This window comes from Achromobacter sp. 18P8.1.1, from assembly GCF_057799415.1.
In genome coordinates, this window is record NZ_JBYOKH010000001.1 from 181,908 (window position 1) to 199,642 (window position 17,735).

Annotated in this window: 18 protein-coding genes; 5 read left to right on the forward strand and 13 right to left on the reverse strand. The window is 63.0% G+C overall.

Going from position 1 to position 17,735, the window contains the following annotated elements; genetic code table 11:
• Positions 1-18: 18 nt before the first annotated feature.
• Complete coding sequence (gene icd / locus AC27VE_RS00815; protein ID WP_006217809.1) at positions 19-1,275, reverse strand: NADP-dependent isocitrate dehydrogenase; 1,257 nt, start codon at positions 1,273-1,275, stop codon at positions 19-21.
• 284 nt (positions 1,276-1,559) lie between these two features.
• Here icd and AC27VE_RS00820 point away from each other — a divergent pair, with 284 nt between their 5' ends.
• Entirely contained in the window at positions 1,560-1,985 is a 426-nt protein-coding gene (locus AC27VE_RS00820) for a DUF1841 family protein (RefSeq protein ID WP_006223558.1), read from the forward strand.
• A 72-nt stretch (positions 1,986-2,057) separates the two neighbouring features.
• On the opposite strand, the gene AC27VE_RS00825 is transcribed toward AC27VE_RS00820, so the two are convergent.
• Together AC27VE_RS00825 and AC27VE_RS00830 are read right to left on the reverse strand one after the other, a co-directional pair.
• Positions 2,058-2,420 (reverse strand): c-type cytochrome, encoded by a 363-nt coding sequence (locus AC27VE_RS00825; RefSeq protein WP_488702830.1) that lies wholly within the window; start codon positions 2,418-2,420, stop codon positions 2,058-2,060.
• An 11-nt stretch (positions 2,421-2,431) separates the two neighbouring features.
• Entirely contained in the window at positions 2,432-2,785 is a 354-nt protein-coding gene (locus tag AC27VE_RS00830) for a c-type cytochrome (RefSeq protein WP_006217806.1), read from the reverse strand.
• 178 nt (positions 2,786-2,963) lie between these two features.
• Between AC27VE_RS00830 and AC27VE_RS00835 the strand changes: the two genes are divergently transcribed.
• Together AC27VE_RS00835 and AC27VE_RS00840 are read left to right on the forward strand one after the other, a co-directional pair.
• Positions 2,964-3,845 carry an AAA family ATPase gene (locus tag AC27VE_RS00835; protein WP_488702831.1) on the forward strand — a complete coding sequence of 294 codons (882 nt, stop codon included), beginning with the start codon at positions 2,964-2,966 and terminating at the stop codon, positions 3,843-3,845.
• Between the two features lie 25 nt (positions 3,846-3,870).
• Complete coding sequence (locus tag AC27VE_RS00840) at positions 3,871-5,043, forward strand: vWA domain-containing protein (RefSeq protein WP_006223555.1); 1,173 nt, start codon at positions 3,871-3,873, stop codon at positions 5,041-5,043.
• Positions 5,044-5,115: 72 nt separating this feature from the next.
• Here the strand turns inward: AC27VE_RS00840 and AC27VE_RS00845 are convergent, their stop codons facing one another.
• From AC27VE_RS00845 to AC27VE_RS00855, 3 genes are all read right to left on the reverse strand, one after another.
• The gene (locus AC27VE_RS00845; protein WP_315138834.1) at positions 5,116-5,673 is read right to left on the reverse strand and encodes a GNAT family N-acetyltransferase; all 558 of its coding nucleotides are present in this window, start codon (positions 5,671-5,673) and stop codon (positions 5,116-5,118) included.
• A 102-nt stretch (positions 5,674-5,775) separates the two neighbouring features.
• A complete protein-coding gene (locus AC27VE_RS00850; RefSeq protein ID WP_088587775.1) occupies positions 5,776-6,153 on the reverse strand; it encodes a hypothetical protein in 378 nt (125 codons plus the stop codon).
• A 249-nt stretch (positions 6,154-6,402) separates the two neighbouring features.
• Positions 6,403-7,002, reverse strand: a complete 600-nt coding sequence (locus AC27VE_RS00855) for a GNAT family N-acetyltransferase (RefSeq protein WP_088587774.1) — start codon at positions 7,000-7,002, stop codon at positions 6,403-6,405.
• Positions 7,003-7,109: 107 nt separating this feature from the next.
• On the opposite strand from AC27VE_RS00855, the gene AC27VE_RS00860 reads away from it, so the two are divergent.
• Together AC27VE_RS00860 and AC27VE_RS00865 are read left to right on the forward strand one after the other, a co-directional pair.
• Positions 7,110-9,866: a M16 family metallopeptidase gene (locus AC27VE_RS00860; RefSeq protein WP_315138829.1), complete on the forward strand. Its 2,757-nt coding sequence runs from the start codon at positions 7,110-7,112 to the stop codon at positions 9,864-9,866.
• A gap of 286 nt (positions 9,867-10,152) precedes the next feature.
• Entirely contained in the window at positions 10,153-10,542 is a 390-nt protein-coding gene (locus tag AC27VE_RS00865) for a DUF4148 domain-containing protein (RefSeq protein ID WP_006223550.1), read from the forward strand.
• 421 nt (positions 10,543-10,963) lie between these two features.
• On the opposite strand, the gene dnaJ is transcribed toward AC27VE_RS00865, so the two are convergent.
• The 7 genes from dnaJ to hrcA all read right to left on the reverse strand — a co-directional run bounded on the left by dnaJ (position 10,964) and on the right by hrcA (position 17,716).
• The gene (gene dnaJ, locus AC27VE_RS00870) at positions 10,964-12,097 is read right to left on the reverse strand and encodes a molecular chaperone DnaJ (RefSeq protein ID WP_006223549.1); all 1,134 of its coding nucleotides are present in this window, start codon (positions 12,095-12,097) and stop codon (positions 10,964-10,966) included.
• A gap of 109 nt (positions 12,098-12,206) precedes the next feature.
• The gene (gene dnaK, locus AC27VE_RS00875) at positions 12,207-14,132 is read right to left on the reverse strand and encodes a molecular chaperone DnaK (protein WP_006223548.1); all 1,926 of its coding nucleotides are present in this window, start codon (positions 14,130-14,132) and stop codon (positions 12,207-12,209) included.
• Positions 14,133-14,212: 80 nt separating this feature from the next.
• Positions 14,213-14,617 carry a thioredoxin family protein gene (locus AC27VE_RS00880; protein WP_006223546.1) on the reverse strand — a complete coding sequence of 135 codons (405 nt, stop codon included), beginning with the start codon at positions 14,615-14,617 and terminating at the stop codon, positions 14,213-14,215.
• Positions 14,618-14,634: 17 nt separating this feature from the next.
• The gene (gene grpE, locus AC27VE_RS00885) at positions 14,635-15,192 is read right to left on the reverse strand and encodes a nucleotide exchange factor GrpE (RefSeq protein ID WP_006223545.1); all 558 of its coding nucleotides are present in this window, start codon (positions 15,190-15,192) and stop codon (positions 14,635-14,637) included.
• Positions 15,193-15,315: 123 nt separating this feature from the next.
• On the reverse strand, positions 15,316-15,552 hold the full coding sequence (locus AC27VE_RS00890; RefSeq protein WP_427957068.1) for a hypothetical protein: 237 nt from the start codon (positions 15,550-15,552) through the stop codon (positions 15,316-15,318).
• The gene (gene hemH / locus AC27VE_RS00895; RefSeq protein ID WP_488702832.1) at positions 15,542-16,666 is read right to left on the reverse strand and encodes a ferrochelatase; all 1,125 of its coding nucleotides are present in this window, start codon (positions 16,664-16,666) and stop codon (positions 15,542-15,544) included. The genes AC27VE_RS00890 and hemH overlap by 11 nt, the downstream gene beginning before the upstream one ends.
• Before the next feature lie 45 nt (positions 16,667-16,711).
• The gene (gene hrcA, locus AC27VE_RS00900) at positions 16,712-17,716 is read right to left on the reverse strand and encodes a heat-inducible transcriptional repressor HrcA (RefSeq protein ID WP_006223542.1); all 1,005 of its coding nucleotides are present in this window, start codon (positions 17,714-17,716) and stop codon (positions 16,712-16,714) included.
• Positions 17,717-17,735: the final 19 nt, after the last annotated feature.

The window sequence follows — 17,735 nt, forward strand, 5'->3', positions numbered from 1 at the left end:
CGCGGGGTAAACCGGGAATTACATATTCTCGATCATGACCTGGCCAAAGCCCGAGCACGACACCTGCGTCGCGCCTTCGAGCAGCCGGGCGAAGTCGTACGTGACCTTCTTGGACAGGATGGATTTTTCCATGCTGGAGATGATCAGGTCAGCGGCTTCGGTCCAGCCCATGTGGCGCAGCATCATTTCGGCCGACAGGATTTCTGAACCCGGGTTCACGTAATCCTTGCCCGCATACTTCGGCGCCGTGCCATGGGTAGCTTCGAACATGGCGACCGAGTCCGACAGGTTGGCGCCCGGCGCAATGCCGATGCCGCCCACTTGCGCGGCCAGCGCGTCGGAAATGTAGTCGCCGTTCAGGTTCAGGGTGGCGATCACGTCGTACTCGGCCGGACGCAGCAGGATCTGCTGCAGGAAGGCGTCGGCGATCACGTCCTTTACGATGATCTCGCGACCCGTCTTCGGATTCTTGAACTTGCACCACGGGCCGCCGTCGATCAATTGGGCGCCGAATTCCTTTTGCAGCAATTCGTAGCCCCAGTCGCGGAAGCCGCCTTCCGTGAACTTCATGATGTTGCCCTTGTGCACCAGCGTCAGCGACGTGCGATCGTTGTCGATGACGTATTGCGCGGCCTTGCGTACGAGGCGCTCGGTGCCTTCGCGCGACACGGGCTTGATGCCGATGGAGGACGTGTTCGGGAAGCGGATCTTCTTCACGCCCAGCTTGGTCTGCAGGAACTGGATCAGTTCCTTGGCCTGCTCGCTTTCGGCCATGTATTCGATGCCCGCATAGATGTCTTCCGAGTTCTCGCGGAAGATCACCATGTTGGTCTTCTCGGGCTCGCGCACCGGGGACGGCACGCCCTTGAAGTACGCCACCGGGCGCAGGCAGACGTACAGGTCCAGCTGTTGGCGCAACGCCACGTTCAGCGATCGGATGCCGCCGCCCACCGGGGTGGTCAGCGGGCCCTTGATGGACACCACGTAGTCTTTGACGACTTCCAGGGTTTCATCGGGCAGCCAGACGTCCGGGCCGTATACCTTGGTGGCCTTCTCGCCGGCATAGACTTCCATCCAGTGGATCTTGCGCTTGCCGCCGTAGGCTTTCTGCACCGCCGCGTCGACGACCTTGATCATCACCGGGGTGATGTCGGCGCCCGTGCCGTCGCCTTCGATGAAGGGAACGATGGGCTGTTCAGGCACATTCAGCGAGAAATCAGCGTTGACCGTGATTTTCTGGCCGCCAGCGGGAACCTTGATATGTTGGTAGGACATGAATGCTCCATTTGCTCCGGGTGGTTTTTCTGCAAGCGCCGCATCGGAAAGCGTCCGATTCCGCGGGGAAACCGCCCTCGCGAACCGCACACCGGATGGCGGATACCGATCAATTCTATATCGCAAAGTGGCCGTCCGACCCCACGGCCCAGATGGATGCCTGAAAAAAGGCCCCTGCTACGCTCACTACCTGACTTCGCTACCTCCCGAAGGGGCTTTCCCCCCCCCAGGGACAGCCCGGCGGTAAAATAACGTTTCTATAGCCCGTATTCCCTTCCCCGCAGATGTTCAATCCTTCCCGCGACCAAGTCCGCGAATTCTTCATCGACACCTGGCGCAAGCACCGCGCCAACGAGGTGCTGACCCCGCTCGAGGCCATGGCGCTGGACTGGATCATCGAGCATCCCGAATACCACGGCGACCTGGAAAGCCCCGATGCCATGACCATGGAATACGCGGTGGAAAAGGGGCGCACCAACCCGTTCCTGCATCTGTCCATGCACTTGGCGATTGCAGAGCAGTTGTCCATCGACCATCCGCCCGGCATCCGCCGCGCTTACCAGCAACTGACGGCGCGCTCCGATGCGCACCAGGCGGCGCACGAGATCATGGAATGCCTGGGCCAGGTCGTCTGGGAAGCACAGCGACTGGGTACGCCCATGGACAGCGACACCTACATCGACCTGATCCGCCGCCGCGCCAGCCTGTAAAGGCACGCCCCCCACAATGAAAAAACCCTCAGGTATCCCCGAGGGTTTTTTATTGCGCCAAGCCGCCAGGGCCTACTTGCGCACGCCCAGATCGCTGGGCAGTGACGCCAGCCAGGAAGAGACATTAGAGATGTCCTGGTCGGACAGCTGGGTCGCGAAAGCACCCATGATGGGGTTCTTGCGCACGTTGGCCGTGGCCGCGCTGCCGGAGGCGCCGCGCTTGTACGCCTTCAGGGCGTGGACCAGGTAGTCGGCGTGCTGGCCTGCCAGCGTCGGGTAGGCGGGGTCTACCGCCGTCTTGGCATCGGCGCCGTGGCACGATGCGCAATTGAACTTGTCGAAGACGGCCTTGCCGGCCGCCAGATCCTGCGCCTGGGCGGCAGTGCCTGCAAAGGCCAAGGTCGCGCCCGCAAGGGCAAGCATGGTGCGGTTCATGTGTTTGCCCCTTATTTGAGATTCGAGTAGTACGCGGCCAGATCGGCGATATCCTGGTCGGACAGGCTGCCGGCAATGGCGTCCATCGTGGGATGGCTGCGCGCGCCTTTCTTGTACTCGTTCAGGGCAGTTTCGATGTATTTGGCGTTCTGGCCAGCAATCATCGGCACGTGATAGAGCTCGGGAAACGTCGCCTTGTAGCCTTCGATGCCGTGGCAACCGATGCACATGGAGACTTTGTCTCGGGCGTTTTGGATGTTGCCGACAGGCGCTGCGTCAGCAGCAACAGCCTGGCCGGCGATCGCACAGGATGCCATCGCGGCCAACACGGAAACCGTGCACTTCAGAGAGGTTCGCAACTTCATTGGAATGGCTCTTCTTGGTATGGCTTAAGGACTAGGGCCTGCATCACACGAAAAGGCCCCCTGCAAACACGTTGCGGGTCGAACCCAACTGCAAAACCGCCTGATTGTACGATAATTGCTCAGGATTAATACCTTACGATGGTATTGATCACCGTCAATCCTCGGAAGCCATCAGACAATGTCCGCAGCCCAGTCCGCCCCCCCCACCTCGCCTGCCCGCTTCAACGGAACCGACAGCTACGTCGCCACCGACGACCTGAAACTGGCTGTGAACGCCGCCCTGACCTTGCAGCGGCCGCTGCTGATCAAGGGCGAGCCCGGCACGGGCAAGACCATGTTGGCCGAAGAAGTGGCGCGCGCGCTGGGCCGCCCCCTGCTGCAATGGCACATCAAGTCCACAACCAAGGCGCACCAGGGCCTGTACGAATACGACGCGGTGTCGCGCCTGCGCGACTCGCAGCTGGGCGACGAGAAAGTCCGCGACATCCGCAACTACATCGTGCAAGGCACGTTGTGGCAAGCCTTCCAGGCGGACGAGCCGGTGGTGCTCCTGATCGACGAAATCGACAAGGCCGATATCGAATTCCCCAACGACCTGCTGCGCGAGCTGGACCGCATGGAATTCCATGTGTACGAAACGCGCGAGACCATCGCCGCGCGGCACCGCCCGCTGGTCATCATTACCTCAAACAACGAGAAGGACCTGCCCGACGCGTTCCTGCGTCGCTGCTTCTTCCACTACATCCGCTTCCCCGACCGCGAGACCATGCGCGACATCGTCGCCGTGCACTATCCGCACCTGAAGCAGGACGTGCTACGTGCCGCGCTGGACACGTTCTTCACGCTGCGCGACGCACCGGGCCTGAAGAAAAAGCCGTCCACGTCCGAACTGCTGGACTGGCTGCGCCTGCTGCTGGCCGAAGACGCCACGGCCGCCGAAATCGACGCGCACACCGCCACCGCGGTGCCGATGATGGCCGGCGCGCTGTTGAAGAACGAACAAGACGTGCACCTGCTGGAGCGCCTCGCGGCCATGACGCGCGGCGGTCAGCGCCGTTGATCCTGCAGCTACCGGCGGCCCGCACATGCTGATCGACTTCTTCTATCACCTCCGGGCGCACAAGCTGCCCGTCTCGGTCCAGGAATACCTGACGCTGGTGGACGCGCTGCGCCAGGACCTGATGGCGCCCACGCTGGACGAGTTCTACTTCCTGGCGCGCGCCACGCTGGTCAAGGACGAGTCGCTCTACGACCGTTTCGACAAGGCCTTCGGCGCCTATTACAAGGGCATCGAAGCCGCCTTGCCGGCAGGCAAGGAAATTCCGCTGGACTGGCTGATCAAGCAGTTCGAGAAAAGCCTGTCGCCCGAAGACAAGGCCGCGATCGAAAAGCACGGCTGGGACAAGCTGATGGAGCTCTTCAAGGAACGCATGGAAGAGCAGAAGGAACGCCACGCGGGCGGCAGCAAATGGATCGGCACCGGCGGCACCTCGCCGTTCGGCAACGGCGGCTACCACCCGGAAGGCATACGCGTGGGCGGCGCATCGGCCGGCAACCGCACGGCGGTCAAGGTCTGGGACATGCGCCAGTTCAAGGACTACGACGATCAGGTCGAACTCGGCACGCGCAACTTCAAGGTGGCGCTGCGCCGGCTGCGGCGCTTTGCGCGCCAAGGCGCCGAACTGGAACTGGACCTGGACGACACCATCGCCAGCACCGCGCGCAACGCCGGCCACCTGGACTTGCGAATGGTCCCCGAACGCCACAACACCGTGAAGGTGCTGATGCTGCTGGACGTGGGCGGCAGCATGGACGACCACATCGGGCGCGTCGAAGAGCTGTTTTCAGCGGCCCGCAGCGAATTCCGCAACCTGGAAGTCTATTACTTCCATAACTGCCCCTACGAAAGCCTGTGGCAAAGCAACCGCCGGCGCCAGAACGAACGCTTCGACACCTGGGACGTACTGCGCAAGTACAACCCGGACTGGCGGCTGATCATCGTCGGCGACGCCACCATGAGCCCCTACGAGATCCTGCAGCCCGGCGGCTCGGTCGAGCATTACAACAAGGAACCCGGCGCCGAGTGGATGCGGCGCTTGCTCGATGCGTGGCCCAAATCGGTCTGGTTGAATCCCGAACCCACCGCGTCGTGGCAGTACCGCCAGTCCATCGCGCTGATGCGCGACATCATGCAGGACCGCATGTACCCGGTTACCGTCGCCGGCCTGGAACAAGCCATGCGGGTGCTATCCAAGTAGGATGGGTGAAGCGCGAGTAGAAGCTCCGCAAAGGCCGCGAGGCTTCAACGCGCGCAACCCATCGTGCAGCCGTCAGCCATCCACCGGCTGCTCAGGCGTATCCAGCGTCAGCTGATAAAACGCCAGATCCAGCCAGCGGCCGAACTTGAATCCGGCTTCCTTGATCGTGCCGGCATGCTTGAAGCCCAACTTCTCGTGCAGCCTGATGCTGCCATCGTTCGACGCGTCGATGCCGCCAACCAGCACGTGCACCTGATTGACGCGCGCGCGCTCGATCAGCACGCGCATCATGGCCTCGCCCAGGCCCATGCCCCGGAACCGCCCGTCGACGTAGACCGAATGCTCGACCGAATATTTGAATGCGGGCCACGCGCGAAACGTGCCGTAGCTGGCAAACGCCATCAACTCGCCCGCCGCGTTCTCGAAACCCACCACGGGAAAGCCGCCTTGCTGCTTGGTCTGAAACCAGCCCTGCATTGCCTCGCGCGGCCGCGGCTTGTAGTCGTAGAGCGCCGTAGAGTTGACGATGGCGTCGTTGAAGATGGCCAGTATCTGGTCCGCATGGCGTTCATGCGTGCAGTCGACAAGGATGGCGCCATCCGGCGCGAAGGTTTCAGCGGGCGAGGTCATTGAAAAATTGTACCGGTCGCGCCCGCGCCACGACACGCGTCCACCCCAAAAAAAACCGGCGAATCCGCCGGTTCAGTGAGTTGCTGCCGCTTCTGGCCACTCTCAGGCGGCGCGGCTCTCCACAGATCGGTGGGCGGCGGCTGCCTGGCGCAGGCCAGGGCACTGCCGCCAGGAAAGCTCATCGGCATCCATGTCCAGGTCGAACAGGTCATTGGCAGCCGGCCAGGGATGACTACGCGCTGCGGCGCCTTCCATTTCCAGCACATGTCCGGCAAACCCGCGGGGCGAACCGCCGCACTCCGCGAAATACCGTTGAGTGCTCAGGTCCACAACATAGGTGGTCATGTCATGCGTCAATATGGCCACGAATTGGCCGTCATCACTGGCATAGGCGTACTGAAATTGCCCTTTGATCCCGTCGCCGCTCAGGGCGCTACCGGTCAATTGGGACAAGGCACGCGTGACGATCTCGGTCAGCATGGGTCGTTCCTCCGAAAAATGCGCCGGCAGGATGCCGGCAGCGAAGGCGCGAACGACAAGCACCGGCGCCGCGCTTGCGGCGGCGTCTGGCGTTGGACGGGAAGCCGGTAGACGGCTGTCGCGCATCCCGTCGGCAACAGCTACTACGTTCTTCAAAGCTTACACCCGCACGCGGACCGACCTCAAATTTGCCTTGTGCGCTAAGGATGTTGCATTGCAGCACCCTATGGCGTCGCGGCTTTCCGGCCCTTATGCGGCCGCAACCGGCGGCCCGCCTGACTCTGCGTCACCCTTTTCCTGCTGGCGCCATTGCGCCTGGCCCATGCGGTACAGCACATGGCGACGCAGCGGATGGCCTTCGGGAACGGCGGGATGATCGAACGGATCGGCGTCCTCCTGCATGCCCAGGCGAGCCATCACCGCGCGTGAGCGCTGGTTGCCCACCGCCGTGAACGCCACGATCTCGCCCAGTCCCACCTGCTCGAACCCCACGCGCAGCGCGGCAAGCGCGGCCTCGCTGGCGTAGCCGCGCCCCCAGAACGGCTGGGCCAGGCGCCAGCCGACTTCCACGCCCGGCGCAAACGGCAACACCGGCGGCATCGGCTTGATGCCCACAAATCCCACGAAAGGCGCCACGCCGGGCGCCTCGACCGCCCAGAAGCCCCAGCCGTGCTCGTCTATGCCCGCTGCCAGACGGCCGGCCAGGGCGTCGCTTTCCGGCGCGGACAGCGGCAGCAGGAACTCCGTCACGCGCGGGTCCGCATTCATCTCGGCGAACGGCTTGCGGTCGTCAGCGCGCCACTGCCGCAGCACCAGGCGTGGCGTTTCAACTTCCAGCGATAAAGACATGTCGGATTTCCTTGCGGTTGGCGGGGAGCGCTGCCGGGATCGGCCCTTGAACCATTGCCAACGTATACACTCCAACGGATTCTGCCATGCCAAAGGAATTGTCTGCCATGCGCCTGTCCCTATCGAAGCTGCCGCGCCCGCTGGGTGTGCTGCTGTTTTCCTCCTTTCTGGCCTTCCAGGCCGGCGCCGCCAGCCTTCCGGCCGGCGTCTCGGAGGCCGCCTCGATTGAAGGCATCACCGAATACCGCCTGGCCAATGGCCTGAGAGTGCTGCTGGTCCCCGACGAATCCAAGCCCTCGACCACGGTCAACATGACCTATCTGGTCGGCTCGCGCAACGAGAACTACGGCCAGACCGGCATGGCGCACCTGCTTGAACACATGCTGTTCAAGGGCACGTCCACCACCCGCAACGCCATGGGCGAGTTTTCGCGCCGCGGCCTGCAGGCCAACGGCTCGACCTCCAGCGACCGCACCAACTATTTCGCCAGCTTCGCCGCCAACCCCGAGACCCTCAAGTGGTACCTGGGCTGGCAAGCCGACGCCATGGTCAATTCCCTGATCGCCAAGGAAGACCTGGATTCGGAAATGACCGTGGTCCGCAACGAAATGGAAAGCGGGGAAAACAGCCCCTCCCGCATCCTGATGCAGAAGATGCAGGCCGCAGCCTTCCAGTGGCACAGCTATGGCAAGAACACCATCGGCGCCCGGTCCGACGTGGAAAACGTGGACATCGGACAGCTACGCGCTTTCTATCACGAGTACTACCAGCCGGATAACGCCGTGCTGATCGTGGCCGGCAAGTTCGACCCGCAAGCCACGCTGGCGGATATCGAGGAAACGCTGGGCAAGCTGCCCAAGCCGGACCGCAAGCTGCCGCCCGAATACACCGTGGAACCCGTGCAGGACGGCGAACGCTCGGTCACGCTGCGCCGCACCGGCGGCACCCCGCTGGTCGCTGCGATGTACCACATCCCTGCCGCCGGCAGCCCCGATTTCGTGCCGCTGGACCTGGCCACCGTCATCCTGTCCGACACGCCGTCGGGCCGCCTGTACCATGCGCTCGTCGCCACCAAGCTGGCCTCGGGCGTGTTCGGTTTCACCATGGAAAACCGCGACCCGGGCCTGGCGATGTTCGGCGCGCAACTGCCCCCCGGCAAGAATCTGGACACCGCCGTGCAGGCTCTGACCAGCACGCTGGAAACGCTGGGCAAGAAGCCCTTCACGCAACAGGAACTGGACCGCGCGCGCAGCAAATGGCTGACCGCATGGGAACAGACCTATAGCGATCCCGAACAAGTCGGCGTGGCGCTGTCCGAAGCCATCGCCGCGGGCGACTGGCGCCTGTTCTTCCTGCAGCGCGACCGCGCGCGCAAGGCCTCGCTGGCCGACGTCCAGCAAGCCGCCGTCACCTACCTGGTGCAAAGCAACCGCATCGAAGGCCGCTACATCCCCACGGAAAAGCCCCTGCGCGCGCCGCAGTTGCAGCGTGAAGACCTCACCGCCGTGTTCAAGGACTACAAGGGCGATCCGGACTTCAAGGCCGCGTCCGCCTTCGATCCCACCCCTGCCAACATCGACAAGCTGACCCAGCGCAAGAAGCTGGACCTGCCCAATGGCCCGGTTCAACTGGCGCTTCTGCCCAAGGCCACGCGCGGCAACCGCGTGCAGGCCCAGATGCTGATTCAGTTTGGCAACGAAAAAGACCTGCTGGGCCAGCGCGTGAATTCCAGCGCCGTGGCCGACCTGCTGACTCGTGGCACGGCCAAGCTGTCGCGCCAGGACATCCAGGACCGCCTGGACAAGCTGCAAGCCGAACTGGGTTTCAGCGGCGGCGGCACCACCCTCAAGATCGCCATGTCGACCAAGGGCGAGAACCTGCCTGAACTGACCGCACTGGCGCTTGATATCGTCCGCAACGCCAACTTCCCGAAGGAACAGCTCGAGGAATACCAGCGTCAGCTTGAAACCTCGATCCAGAACGCCATGACCGAGCCTTCGGCCCTGGCCGGACGTGCGCTGGCCCGTCAGGACAATCCGTGGCCTGCCGACGACCTGCGCTATGTGCCCACGTTCGAAGAATCGCTTGCCAGCGTGCGCGGCCTGAACCGCGAGGCGCTTGCCAAGTTCCACGCCAAGTTCTACGGCGCGGGCAAGATCGAATACTCGGCCGTTGGCGACTTTGAGCCGGAAGCCGTGGAAAAGGCCATCAAGGCCGGTCTGGCTGGTTGGAAGAAGGCCCCCGCCTACACGCGCGTCGGCAACCCGTACCGCGACATCCCCGCCAAGCAGTTCGACATCGACACGCCCGACAAGGCCAACGCCTTCTACGTCTCGCGCATGCCGCTGAAGCTGCAAGACACGGACGCCGATTACGCCTCGCTGTACCTGGCCAACTACCTGTTCGGCGCTTCCGAAACCTCGCGCCTGTGGAACCGCGTGCGTGAAACCGAGGGCCTGTCCTACAACGTCCGCAGTTCGCTGTCGGTCTCCTCATTCGAGCCCAGCGCCAGCTGGACCATGTACGCCATCTATGCGCCGCAGAACCGCGAACGCCTGGAAAAGGCCATCAACGAGGAACTGGCTCGCGTCTTGAAGGAAGGTTTCTCGGAAAAGGAAATCTCTGACGGCATCAACGCCCTGCTGAACTACCGCAACCTGGCCCGCGCGCAAGACGACGTGCTGGCCGGCACGTGGCTGGATTACCTGCAGCGTGGCCGCACGTTCGAATGGTCGGCCGAGATGGACAAGAAGATCTCGGCGCTGACGCCCGACGCGGTCAATGCCGCCCTGCGCAAGTACCTGCGCCCGGATGGCTTCAGCACGGCGGTCGCCGGCGACTTCAAGAAGAAAGCCGCTCCCTGACACCCCGCTTCTGCAATACCGGCCCCTGCCTTGGCAGGGGCTTTTTTTTGCATGATGAAATGCCGCCCCCCGGGTGTTCTGACCTTCGTATCCACAAAACCATGCCATGGACGGGGAGATTTCTGCATAACCGATCTATTACTCGGTTATTTGGAAAGATGTTTTCAGGGAATACGGGTTTATCCCAGGTGGGATAACGCGCAGAATTCAGTCATCGGGAACAAACAACGAACCACGACGGAGGGCCGCCGGATTCGGTCCCCACTGACAAGATTGGAGGTCTACCATGAAAACCCTAACCACCACCCTGTTGCTATCCCTGGCCCTGGTTGGCGTTGGCGCCCAAGCCGCCGGCGTTGAACAAGGCAAGACCAGCGCCCAAGTCGCGACCGAACTGCAACAAGCCAAGGCTACCGGCCAATACACCTTCGGTGAACTGGACTACCCGCCCGCCCTGCCCCAAGGCGCCAGCCTGAGCTCGCAAGAAGTGCAAGCCCAGCTGCAGCAAGCCAAGGTCAGCGGCCAGTACACGTTCGGTGAACTGCAATACCCGCCCGTCGCTGCAGCGCCCGCCGCCGTCAAGACGCGCGCCGAAGTCCAGCAGGAACTGGCCCAAGCCAAGGCCAGCGGCCAATACACGTTCGGCGAACTCGAATATCCGCCGATCACCCGGTGAGCTGCTTGCTGTAGCCCGGCCGGCCTCAGGCGGCATCATGGCTTGGGGCCGGTTTTTTCGGTACAGCGGCAACCGCAGTAGCAGTGCCTGAGTAGTACCAAAGCAGTACCTAAGCAGTAGAGCAGTACCTGGCAGTAAAGCAGTACCCAGCAGTAGATGTAGCAGAAGCAGTACTGAGCAGTCGCAGCACCTAGCAGTCGCAACACAAGTAGTAGTAGTGGCAACACCTAGCAGTAGCAGCACCTGCAGTACGGCCGCGGCGTCACAGCCGCGGCCTTTTTATTGCGTGGGAAGGCTGAAACGCGAATCCTGCCCGAAGAAATCCGCCGCGGGTCGCACGCCTCATCAGCCCCGACTCCACGATCGACAGCCAAAAAAAAGCCGCGACACAGGTTCGCGGCTTTTTCATGCATCAAGCGATTCAGCTGAAGAATTCCTTCACGCGGTCCGTCCAGGACTTGCTTTGCGGCGAGTGGCGGTCGCCCCCGTCGTTCAGCGAGGTCTCGAACTGGCGCAGGATGCTCTTCTGGTCTTCGCTCAGGCGCACCGGCGTTTCCACGACAACGTGGCAGTACAGGTCACCCGGATAGCTGCCCCGCACGCCGCGGATGCCCTTGCCGCGCAGGCGGAAGGTCTTGCCCGACTGCGTGCCTTCGGGAATCGAGATCTCGGCTTTGCCGCCCAGCGTGGGCACCTGAAGCTCGCCGCCGAGCGCCGCCGTGGTGAACGGGATGGTCAGCTCGCAGTGCAGATCGTCGCCATCACGCTGGAAGATCTTGTGCTGCTTGATGTGGATTTCCACATACAGGTCGCCCGGAGGGCCGCCGTTGATGCCCGGTTCGCCATTGCCGCTGGAGCGGATGCGCATGCCGTCGTCGATACCGGCCGGAATCTTGACCTGCAGGGTCTTGTTGCGGCGGATACGACCCACGCCGTCGCAGGACGGGCACGGATCCGTGATTTCCTTGCCGTTGCCGTGGCAGGTCGGGCAGGTCTGCTGCACGCTGAAGAAGCCTTGCTGCATGCGCACGGCGCCCGAACCGCCGCAGGTGCGGCAGGTCTTGGGCGAGGTGCCGACCTTGGCGCCGGAGCCGTGGCAGGTGTCGCAGTTTTCCCAGCTGGGTACGCGGATTTCGGTGTCGAAACCGGCCGCGGCCTGTTCCAGCGTGATTTCCAGCGCGTACTTCAAGTCGGCGCCGCGATACACCTGCGGGCCGCCGCCACGACGGCCACCACCGCCCCCGCCGCCGAAGATTTCGCCGAAGATGTCGCCGAAGGCGTCGGCAAAGCCGCCGCCCATGCCCGCCCCGCCCATGCCGGCGGAGTTGGGGTCGACGCCCGCATGGCCATAGCGGTCATACGCGGCGCGCTTCTGTTCATCACCCAGGACCTCGTAGGCTTCCTTGGCTTCCTTGAACTTCTCTTCGGCTTCTTTGCTGTCCGGATTACGGTCCGGGTGGTACTTCATGGCCAGCTTTCGATAGGCCTTCTTGAGTTCGTCGTCCGAGGCGTTTTTCGCTACGCCCAGAACTTCGTAATAGTCGCGTTTTGCCATGATCCGTGGGCTCAAAAACGAGCCATCTTTTCAGTGCTACAGAATGAGTTCGCCCGGTAGGCGGATTTCTCCGGCTACCGGGCGGCAGAGGCTGGTCAGCGCCCGGCCATTATTGGTCGCGCTTGACTTCCTTGAAGTCGGCATCGACGACGTTGTCGTCCACCGGCTTCGCGTTGTCGGCCGCTTGTTGCTGGCCGGCGGCTTGTTGCGCCTGCATATCGGCGTACATCTTCTCGCCCAGCTTCTGCGATGCGGTCGACAGGGCTTCCACCTTGGCGTCGATCGCGGCCTTGTCGCCTTCCTTCAGCGTGTCTTCCAGATCCTTGATGGCGGCTTCGATGCTTTCCTTTTCGGAAGCCTCGAGCTTGTCGCCGTACTCGGTCAACGACTTGCGGGTGGCGTGCACCAGCGCGTCGGCCTGGTTGCGCGACTGGGCCAGTTCGGCAACGCGGTGATCTTCCTCGGCGTTGGCCTCGGCATCCTTGACCATGCGCTGGATCTCGTCTTCCGACAGACCCGAGTTGGCCTTGATGGTGATCTTGTTTTCCTTGCCGGTGCCCTTGTCCTTGGCGGACACGTGCAGGATGCCGTTGGCGTCGATGTCGAACGTGACTTCGATCTGCGGCATGCCGCGCGGCGACGGCGGGATCCCTTCAAGATTGAACTCGCCCAGGGCCTTGTTGCCCGCAGCGATTTCGCGCTCGCCCTGGAACACCTTGATCGTCACGGCCGGCTGGTTGTCGTCAGCGGTCGAGAAGGTCTGCGAGAACCGGGTCGGGATCGTGGTGTTCTTCTGGATCATCTTCGTCATCACGCCGCCCAGGGTTTCGATACCCAGCGACAGAGGCGTCACGTCCAGCAGCAGCACGTCCTTGCGGTCGCCCGACAGCACGGAACCTTGGATGGCGGCGCCAGCGGCGACGGCTTCATCGGGGTTCACGTCCTTGCGCGGATCCTTGCCGAAGAATTCCTTCACCTTTTCCTGGACCTTGGGCATGCGGGTCATCCCGCCGACCAGGATCACGTCGTCGATGTCGGAAACCTTCACGCCGGCGTCCTTGATGGCGACGCGGCAGGGCTCGATCGTGCGTTCGATCAGTTCTTCGACCAGCGCTTCCAGCTTGGCGCGCGTGATCTTCAGGTTCAAGTGCTTCGGACCCGAGGCATCCGCCGTGATGTACGGCAGGTTGATTTCGGTCTGCTGAGCGGACGACAGTTCGATCTTGGCCTTTTCAGCGGCTTCCTTCAGGCGTTGCAGCGCCAGCACGTCCTTGGACAGGTCAACGCCTTGTTCCTTCTTGAACTCGGCAATGATGTAGTCGATGATGCGCTGGTCGAAGTCTTCGCCGCCCAGGAAGGTGTCGCCGTTGGTCGACAGCACTTCGAACTGCTTTTCGCCGTCCACGTCGGCGATTTCGATGATGGACACGTCGAACGTGCCGCCACCCAAGTCATACACGGCGATCTTGCGGTCGCCCTTTTCGGTCTTGTCCAGGCCGAACGCCAGCGCGGCAGCGGTGGGTTCGTTGATGATGCGCTTGACTTCCAGACCGGCGATACGGCCGGCGTCCTTGGTGGCCTGGCGCTGGCTGTCGTTGAAGTAGGCGGGCACGGTGATGACGGCCTCGGTCACTTCTTCGCCCAGGTAGTCCTCGGCGGTCTTCTTCATCTTGCGCAGCACGTCGGCCGACACTTGGGGAGGCGCCATCTTCTTGCCGCGCACTTCCACCCAGGCGTCGCCGTTGTCGGCGCGGGCAATGGTGTAGGGCATCAGGTTGATGTCCTTCTGCACTGCCTTTTCTTCGAACTTGCGGCCAATCAGGCGCTTCACCGCGTACAGGGTGTTGCGCGGGTTGGTCACGGCCTGGCGCTTGGCGGGTGCGCCGACCAGGGTCTCGCCGTCGTCCATGTAGGCGACGATCGAGGGGGTGGTGCGAGCGCCTTCCGCGTTTTCAATGATTTTGACCTGCCCGCCGTCCATGACAGCCACGCAGCTGTTGGTCGTGCCCAGGTCAATGCCAATAATCTTGCTCATGGTGGGTACCTTGAATTAAATCTATGAAAATAGAGGGAAACTTCTTGTCCCCACATAACTGGGGCTACTCGCAGGGTTTTTCAAGACGCCTGGCCGGAATTTTCCGCACCCGGGTCCTGCAACCGCTGGATTGCCGCCGTGAACTGGGGCAATCCGGGCCAGCCGGTGATGCGTCCAAGCCGCTTTCCGGCCCGGTACAGCACAAAAGTGGGGACACCATGCAGGGAAAAGCGGCGGCCCAGGGGCTCGTCGGCGTAGACGTCGGCCTCGAACCAGGTCAGGCCCAGCCCCAGTAACGTCTCTTGGTGCAGCAACGCCGCCTGCTTGAAAAGATTGCAGTTATAGCAATCCTGGCCCCACAGGAACACGCAACGCAAATCCGACCCCGGCGCCTGGACCACGGCAGCATCGAATCCCGCGGTGTCGACATGACGCATGCCGAACACCTGGAAGACCTGAGCCGGATCGAAGCGGGGATCGGTCATGGTGCGCAGAGCCGCGATCAGCCTTGGCCCGCGGACACCACCACCAGCGCCGGGCGCAGGGTCCGGTCGGCGATGGCGTAGCCCTTCTGCAGCAGCTGCAACACGGTGTTGGCAGGCTGTGCGTTGGGAATCGACGAGATGGCTTGATGCAGGTGCGGATCGAACTTGTCGCCCTGGGCCGGCGCGATTTCCTTGAGCAGATTGCGCTCGAAGGCCGCAGCCAATTGCTTCAGGGTGACTTCAACGCCTTCACGCAACGTTTCAACGGTCTGGTCGGGCTGGGCCAATGCGGCTTCCAGGCTGTCCTTGACCGGAACCAGGCTTTCGGCGAACGACTCGATGCCGAATTTGCGCGCCTTGGATACTTCTTCCTGAGCGCGGCGGCGCACGTTCTCGGCTTCGGCTTGCACACGCAGAAGCTGGTCGTGCTGCTCATTGACGGTAGCCTGGGCGGCGTCCAGTTGGGCGCGCAACTCGTTCAGCTCGGCCTGCGCGGCGTCCTGGGCGGCGGGGGCCGCGTCGGCGTTCTGGCCGACTTCGGGCGTCTGATCTACAGGCTCGTGGGGTGCCGTCATGGGGAATCCTCCAAAAAGAATGGCTTTCGCAGACATGAATGGGGGCCAATACCCCTATTTCAAGCCCGGGAAAGCGAAATATTCCCTGACGGCGCCCGCCCGGGTCCCGGGCGGAGCGACCGCTTACTTCTTGTGGGGCTGCGCCGGCGCGACGGGGTCGCTGGCGGGGAAGCTTTCTTTCAGCGCGCGGTCGACGTGCGCGTCGTCGTCATCCGGTTCGGACCGGATCGCGATGGGATCGCTGGCCGGAAAGGTTTCGGCCAGGGCTTCGTCCAGATCGTGCTCGACCTGATCCTCATCAACAGGGGTGGTAACCGTCCCCTTTTTTACTACCTTGCCGCTCTTGGGATCATGGTGCATGCGCCTTCTCCTTCAAGTCCGTGGGGGCCCGGGATGTCAGCGGCCAGCCCTGCAAGTTCCGTTCCACCATGCCGGCCAAGCCGGCGATCCAGGCCGGATCGTCGTTCAAGGCGGGGATGTATCGGAACTGCGTGCCGCCTGCCTCGACAAACGCGTCGCGGCATTCCAGGCTGATCTCTTCCAGGGTTTCCAGACAGTCTGCCACAAATCCCGGACACACCACATCCACCTCCGTCACCCCCGAGGCCGCCAGCGCCTTGAGCGTGGGTTCGGTGTAGGGCTCCAGCCAGCGGGCAGTGCCGAAACGGCTCTGGAACGTCACTTCGATCTGTTCGCGGGGCAAGGACAGCCGCTGCGACAACAGGCGCGCCGATTCCATGCAATCGCGGTAATAGGGGTCGCCCAGCTCGATCGAATAGCGCGGCAGGCCGTGAAAGCTCATCACCAGCTTCTGCGGCTTGCCATGTTCGCGCCAAAAGGCTTCGATGCGCGCGGCCAGCGGATCCAGCCAGGCCGGGTCTTCATGGAAGCGCTTGGTGAAACGCAGTTCGGGCTGGTCGCGCAGACGGGCGGCGTGACGGGTCACCGCGTCGACCACGGTGGCCGTGGTGCTGGCGGCGTACTGCGGATACAGCGGCACGGTCAGGATGCGCTCGCAGCCCGCGGCCCGCAGGCGCGTGATCGCGTCGGGAATCGACGGGTTGCCGTAGCGCATGCCCAGTTCCACCACCGCATCGATGCCCGTCGCGTGCAAAGCCGCGCGCACGCCATCGGCCTGGCGCTGGCTGTAGACCATCAGGGGCGAACCCTCTTTAAGCCACACCCCGGCATAGCGCGGCGCCAGCTTCTTGGGGCGCAAGGTCAGCACCAGCCCGTGCAGGATGGGCTTCCACAGGTAGCGGGGGATTTCGATCACACGGGGGTCGGACAGGAATTCGCCCAGGTATTTCTTGATGCCGGCCTTGTCCGGCGTGTCCGGGGTGCCCAGGTTCACCAGCAGCACGCCGACCTTGCCCGGCCCGCGCGGCGGCGGATCTTCGTTGAAGGGGTCGTCCTGCTCGGTTTCCGGCAGATAGCGTTCAGGCCACAGGTACTTGAACAGGCGAAGAAACACAAAAACTCCCCTTCCTCCGCAAGGAGGATGTAGCTTTGAATGGACCTACTGGTTGTGGCTGAGGGCGTTGGACAGCAAACGCGCCGTGATGTCCACGATGGGAATGACGCGCTCGTACGCCATGCGGGTGGGACCGATCACGCCCAGCGTGCCCACCACCTTGCCGTCCACGCCGTAGGGCGCGGTAATAACCGAGACTTCTTCCATCGGCACCAGTTGCGAGTCGCCGCCGATGTAGATCTGCACCCCCTGCGCGCGGCTGGACACGTCCAGCAGCTGCAGCAGGTCGGTCTTCTTTTCGAACAGCGAGAACATCTTGCGCAACCGGTCCATGTCGGACGCGATGTCCGTCACGTCCAGCAGCTTGCGTTCGCCGGAAATGATCATGGCGTCGCCGTCTTCGGCGGCTTCGGCGCTGGCCTCCACCGCTGCCTGCATCAGGCGCGAGATGTCTTCGCGCAGCTGGGCCAGCTCGGTGGACAAGGTCTGGCGCACCGCATTGAAGGACTTGCCCGCGAAATGCATGTTGAAGAAATTGCCGGCTTCCAGCAATTCGGCTTCGACGTAATCGCGCTGCACGAACAGGATGCGGTTCTGAACGTCGCCGTCGGGCGTGACGATGATCAGCAGCACCCGCTTGTCGGACAGCCGGATGAATTCGATCTGGCGGAACACCTGGGCGCGCTTGGGCGTAAGCACCACGCCGGCGAACTGCGTCAGGTTAGACAGCAGCGCGGCCGCGGCATTGACGGCGCGGGTGGGTTCGGCGGCCGACAGCATTTCGCCCATGTTGTGCGGTTGCAGCTGATAGGACTGCACGGCCAGCAAGGAATCGACGAACATGCGATAGCCCCGCGGCGTGGGAACTCGGCCGGCGGACGTATGCGGGCTATGGATCAGCCCCAGCTCTTCCAGGTCCGCCATCACATTGCGGATCGTGGCCGGGGACAAGTCGAAGACTTTCGATAGCGTCCGCGAGCCGACTGGCTGCCCATCGGCGATGTAGCGTTCTATCAACGCTTTCAGTAGTGCGCGTGCGCGGTCATCCATAACAGGTATTTTAGGGAAT

Bases quoted from the DNA above. Each gene is read 5' to 3' on its own strand.
- icd (WP_006217809.1), bottom strand. From the start codon at position 1,275: ATGTCCTACCAACATATCAAGGTTCCCGCTGGCGGCCAGAAAATCACG.
- AC27VE_RS00820 (WP_006223558.1), top strand. From the start codon at position 1,560: ATGTTCAATCCTTCCCGCGACCAAGTCCGCGAATTCTTCATCGACACC.
- AC27VE_RS00825 (WP_488702830.1), bottom strand. From the start codon at position 2,420: ATGAACCGCACCATGCTTGCCCTTGCGGGCGCGACCTTGGCCTTTGCA.
- AC27VE_RS00830 (WP_006217806.1), bottom strand. From the start codon at position 2,785: ATGAAGTTGCGAACCTCTCTGAAGTGCACGGTTTCCGTGTTGGCCGCG.
- AC27VE_RS00835 (WP_488702831.1), top strand. From the start codon at position 2,964: ATGTCCGCAGCCCAGTCCGCCCCCCCCACCTCGCCTGCCCGCTTCAAC.
- AC27VE_RS00840 (WP_006223555.1), top strand. From the start codon at position 3,871: ATGCTGATCGACTTCTTCTATCACCTCCGGGCGCACAAGCTGCCCGTC.
- AC27VE_RS00845 (WP_315138834.1), bottom strand. From the start codon at position 5,673: ATGACCTCGCCCGCTGAAACCTTCGCGCCGGATGGCGCCATCCTTGTC.
- AC27VE_RS00850 (WP_088587775.1), bottom strand. From the start codon at position 6,153: ATGCTGACCGAGATCGTCACGCGTGCCTTGTCCCAATTGACCGGTAGC.
- AC27VE_RS00855 (WP_088587774.1), bottom strand. From the start codon at position 7,002: ATGTCTTTATCGCTGGAAGTTGAAACGCCACGCCTGGTGCTGCGGCAG.
- AC27VE_RS00860 (WP_315138829.1), top strand. From the start codon at position 7,110: ATGCGCCTGTCCCTATCGAAGCTGCCGCGCCCGCTGGGTGTGCTGCTG.
- AC27VE_RS00865 (WP_006223550.1), top strand. From the start codon at position 10,153: ATGAAAACCCTAACCACCACCCTGTTGCTATCCCTGGCCCTGGTTGGC.
- dnaJ (WP_006223549.1), bottom strand. From the start codon at position 12,097: ATGGCAAAACGCGACTATTACGAAGTTCTGGGCGTAGCGAAAAACGCC.
- dnaK (WP_006223548.1), bottom strand. From the start codon at position 14,132: ATGAGCAAGATTATTGGCATTGACCTGGGCACGACCAACAGCTGCGTG.
- AC27VE_RS00880 (WP_006223546.1), bottom strand. From the start codon at position 14,617: ATGACCGATCCCCGCTTCGATCCGGCTCAGGTCTTCCAGGTGTTCGGC.
- grpE (WP_006223545.1), bottom strand. From the start codon at position 15,192: ATGACGGCACCCCACGAGCCTGTAGATCAGACGCCCGAAGTCGGCCAG.
- AC27VE_RS00890 (WP_427957068.1), bottom strand. From the start codon at position 15,552: ATGCACCATGATCCCAAGAGCGGCAAGGTAGTAAAAAAGGGGACGGTT.
- hrcA (WP_006223542.1), bottom strand. From the start codon at position 17,716: ATGGATGACCGCGCACGCGCACTACTGAAAGCGTTGATAGAACGCTAC.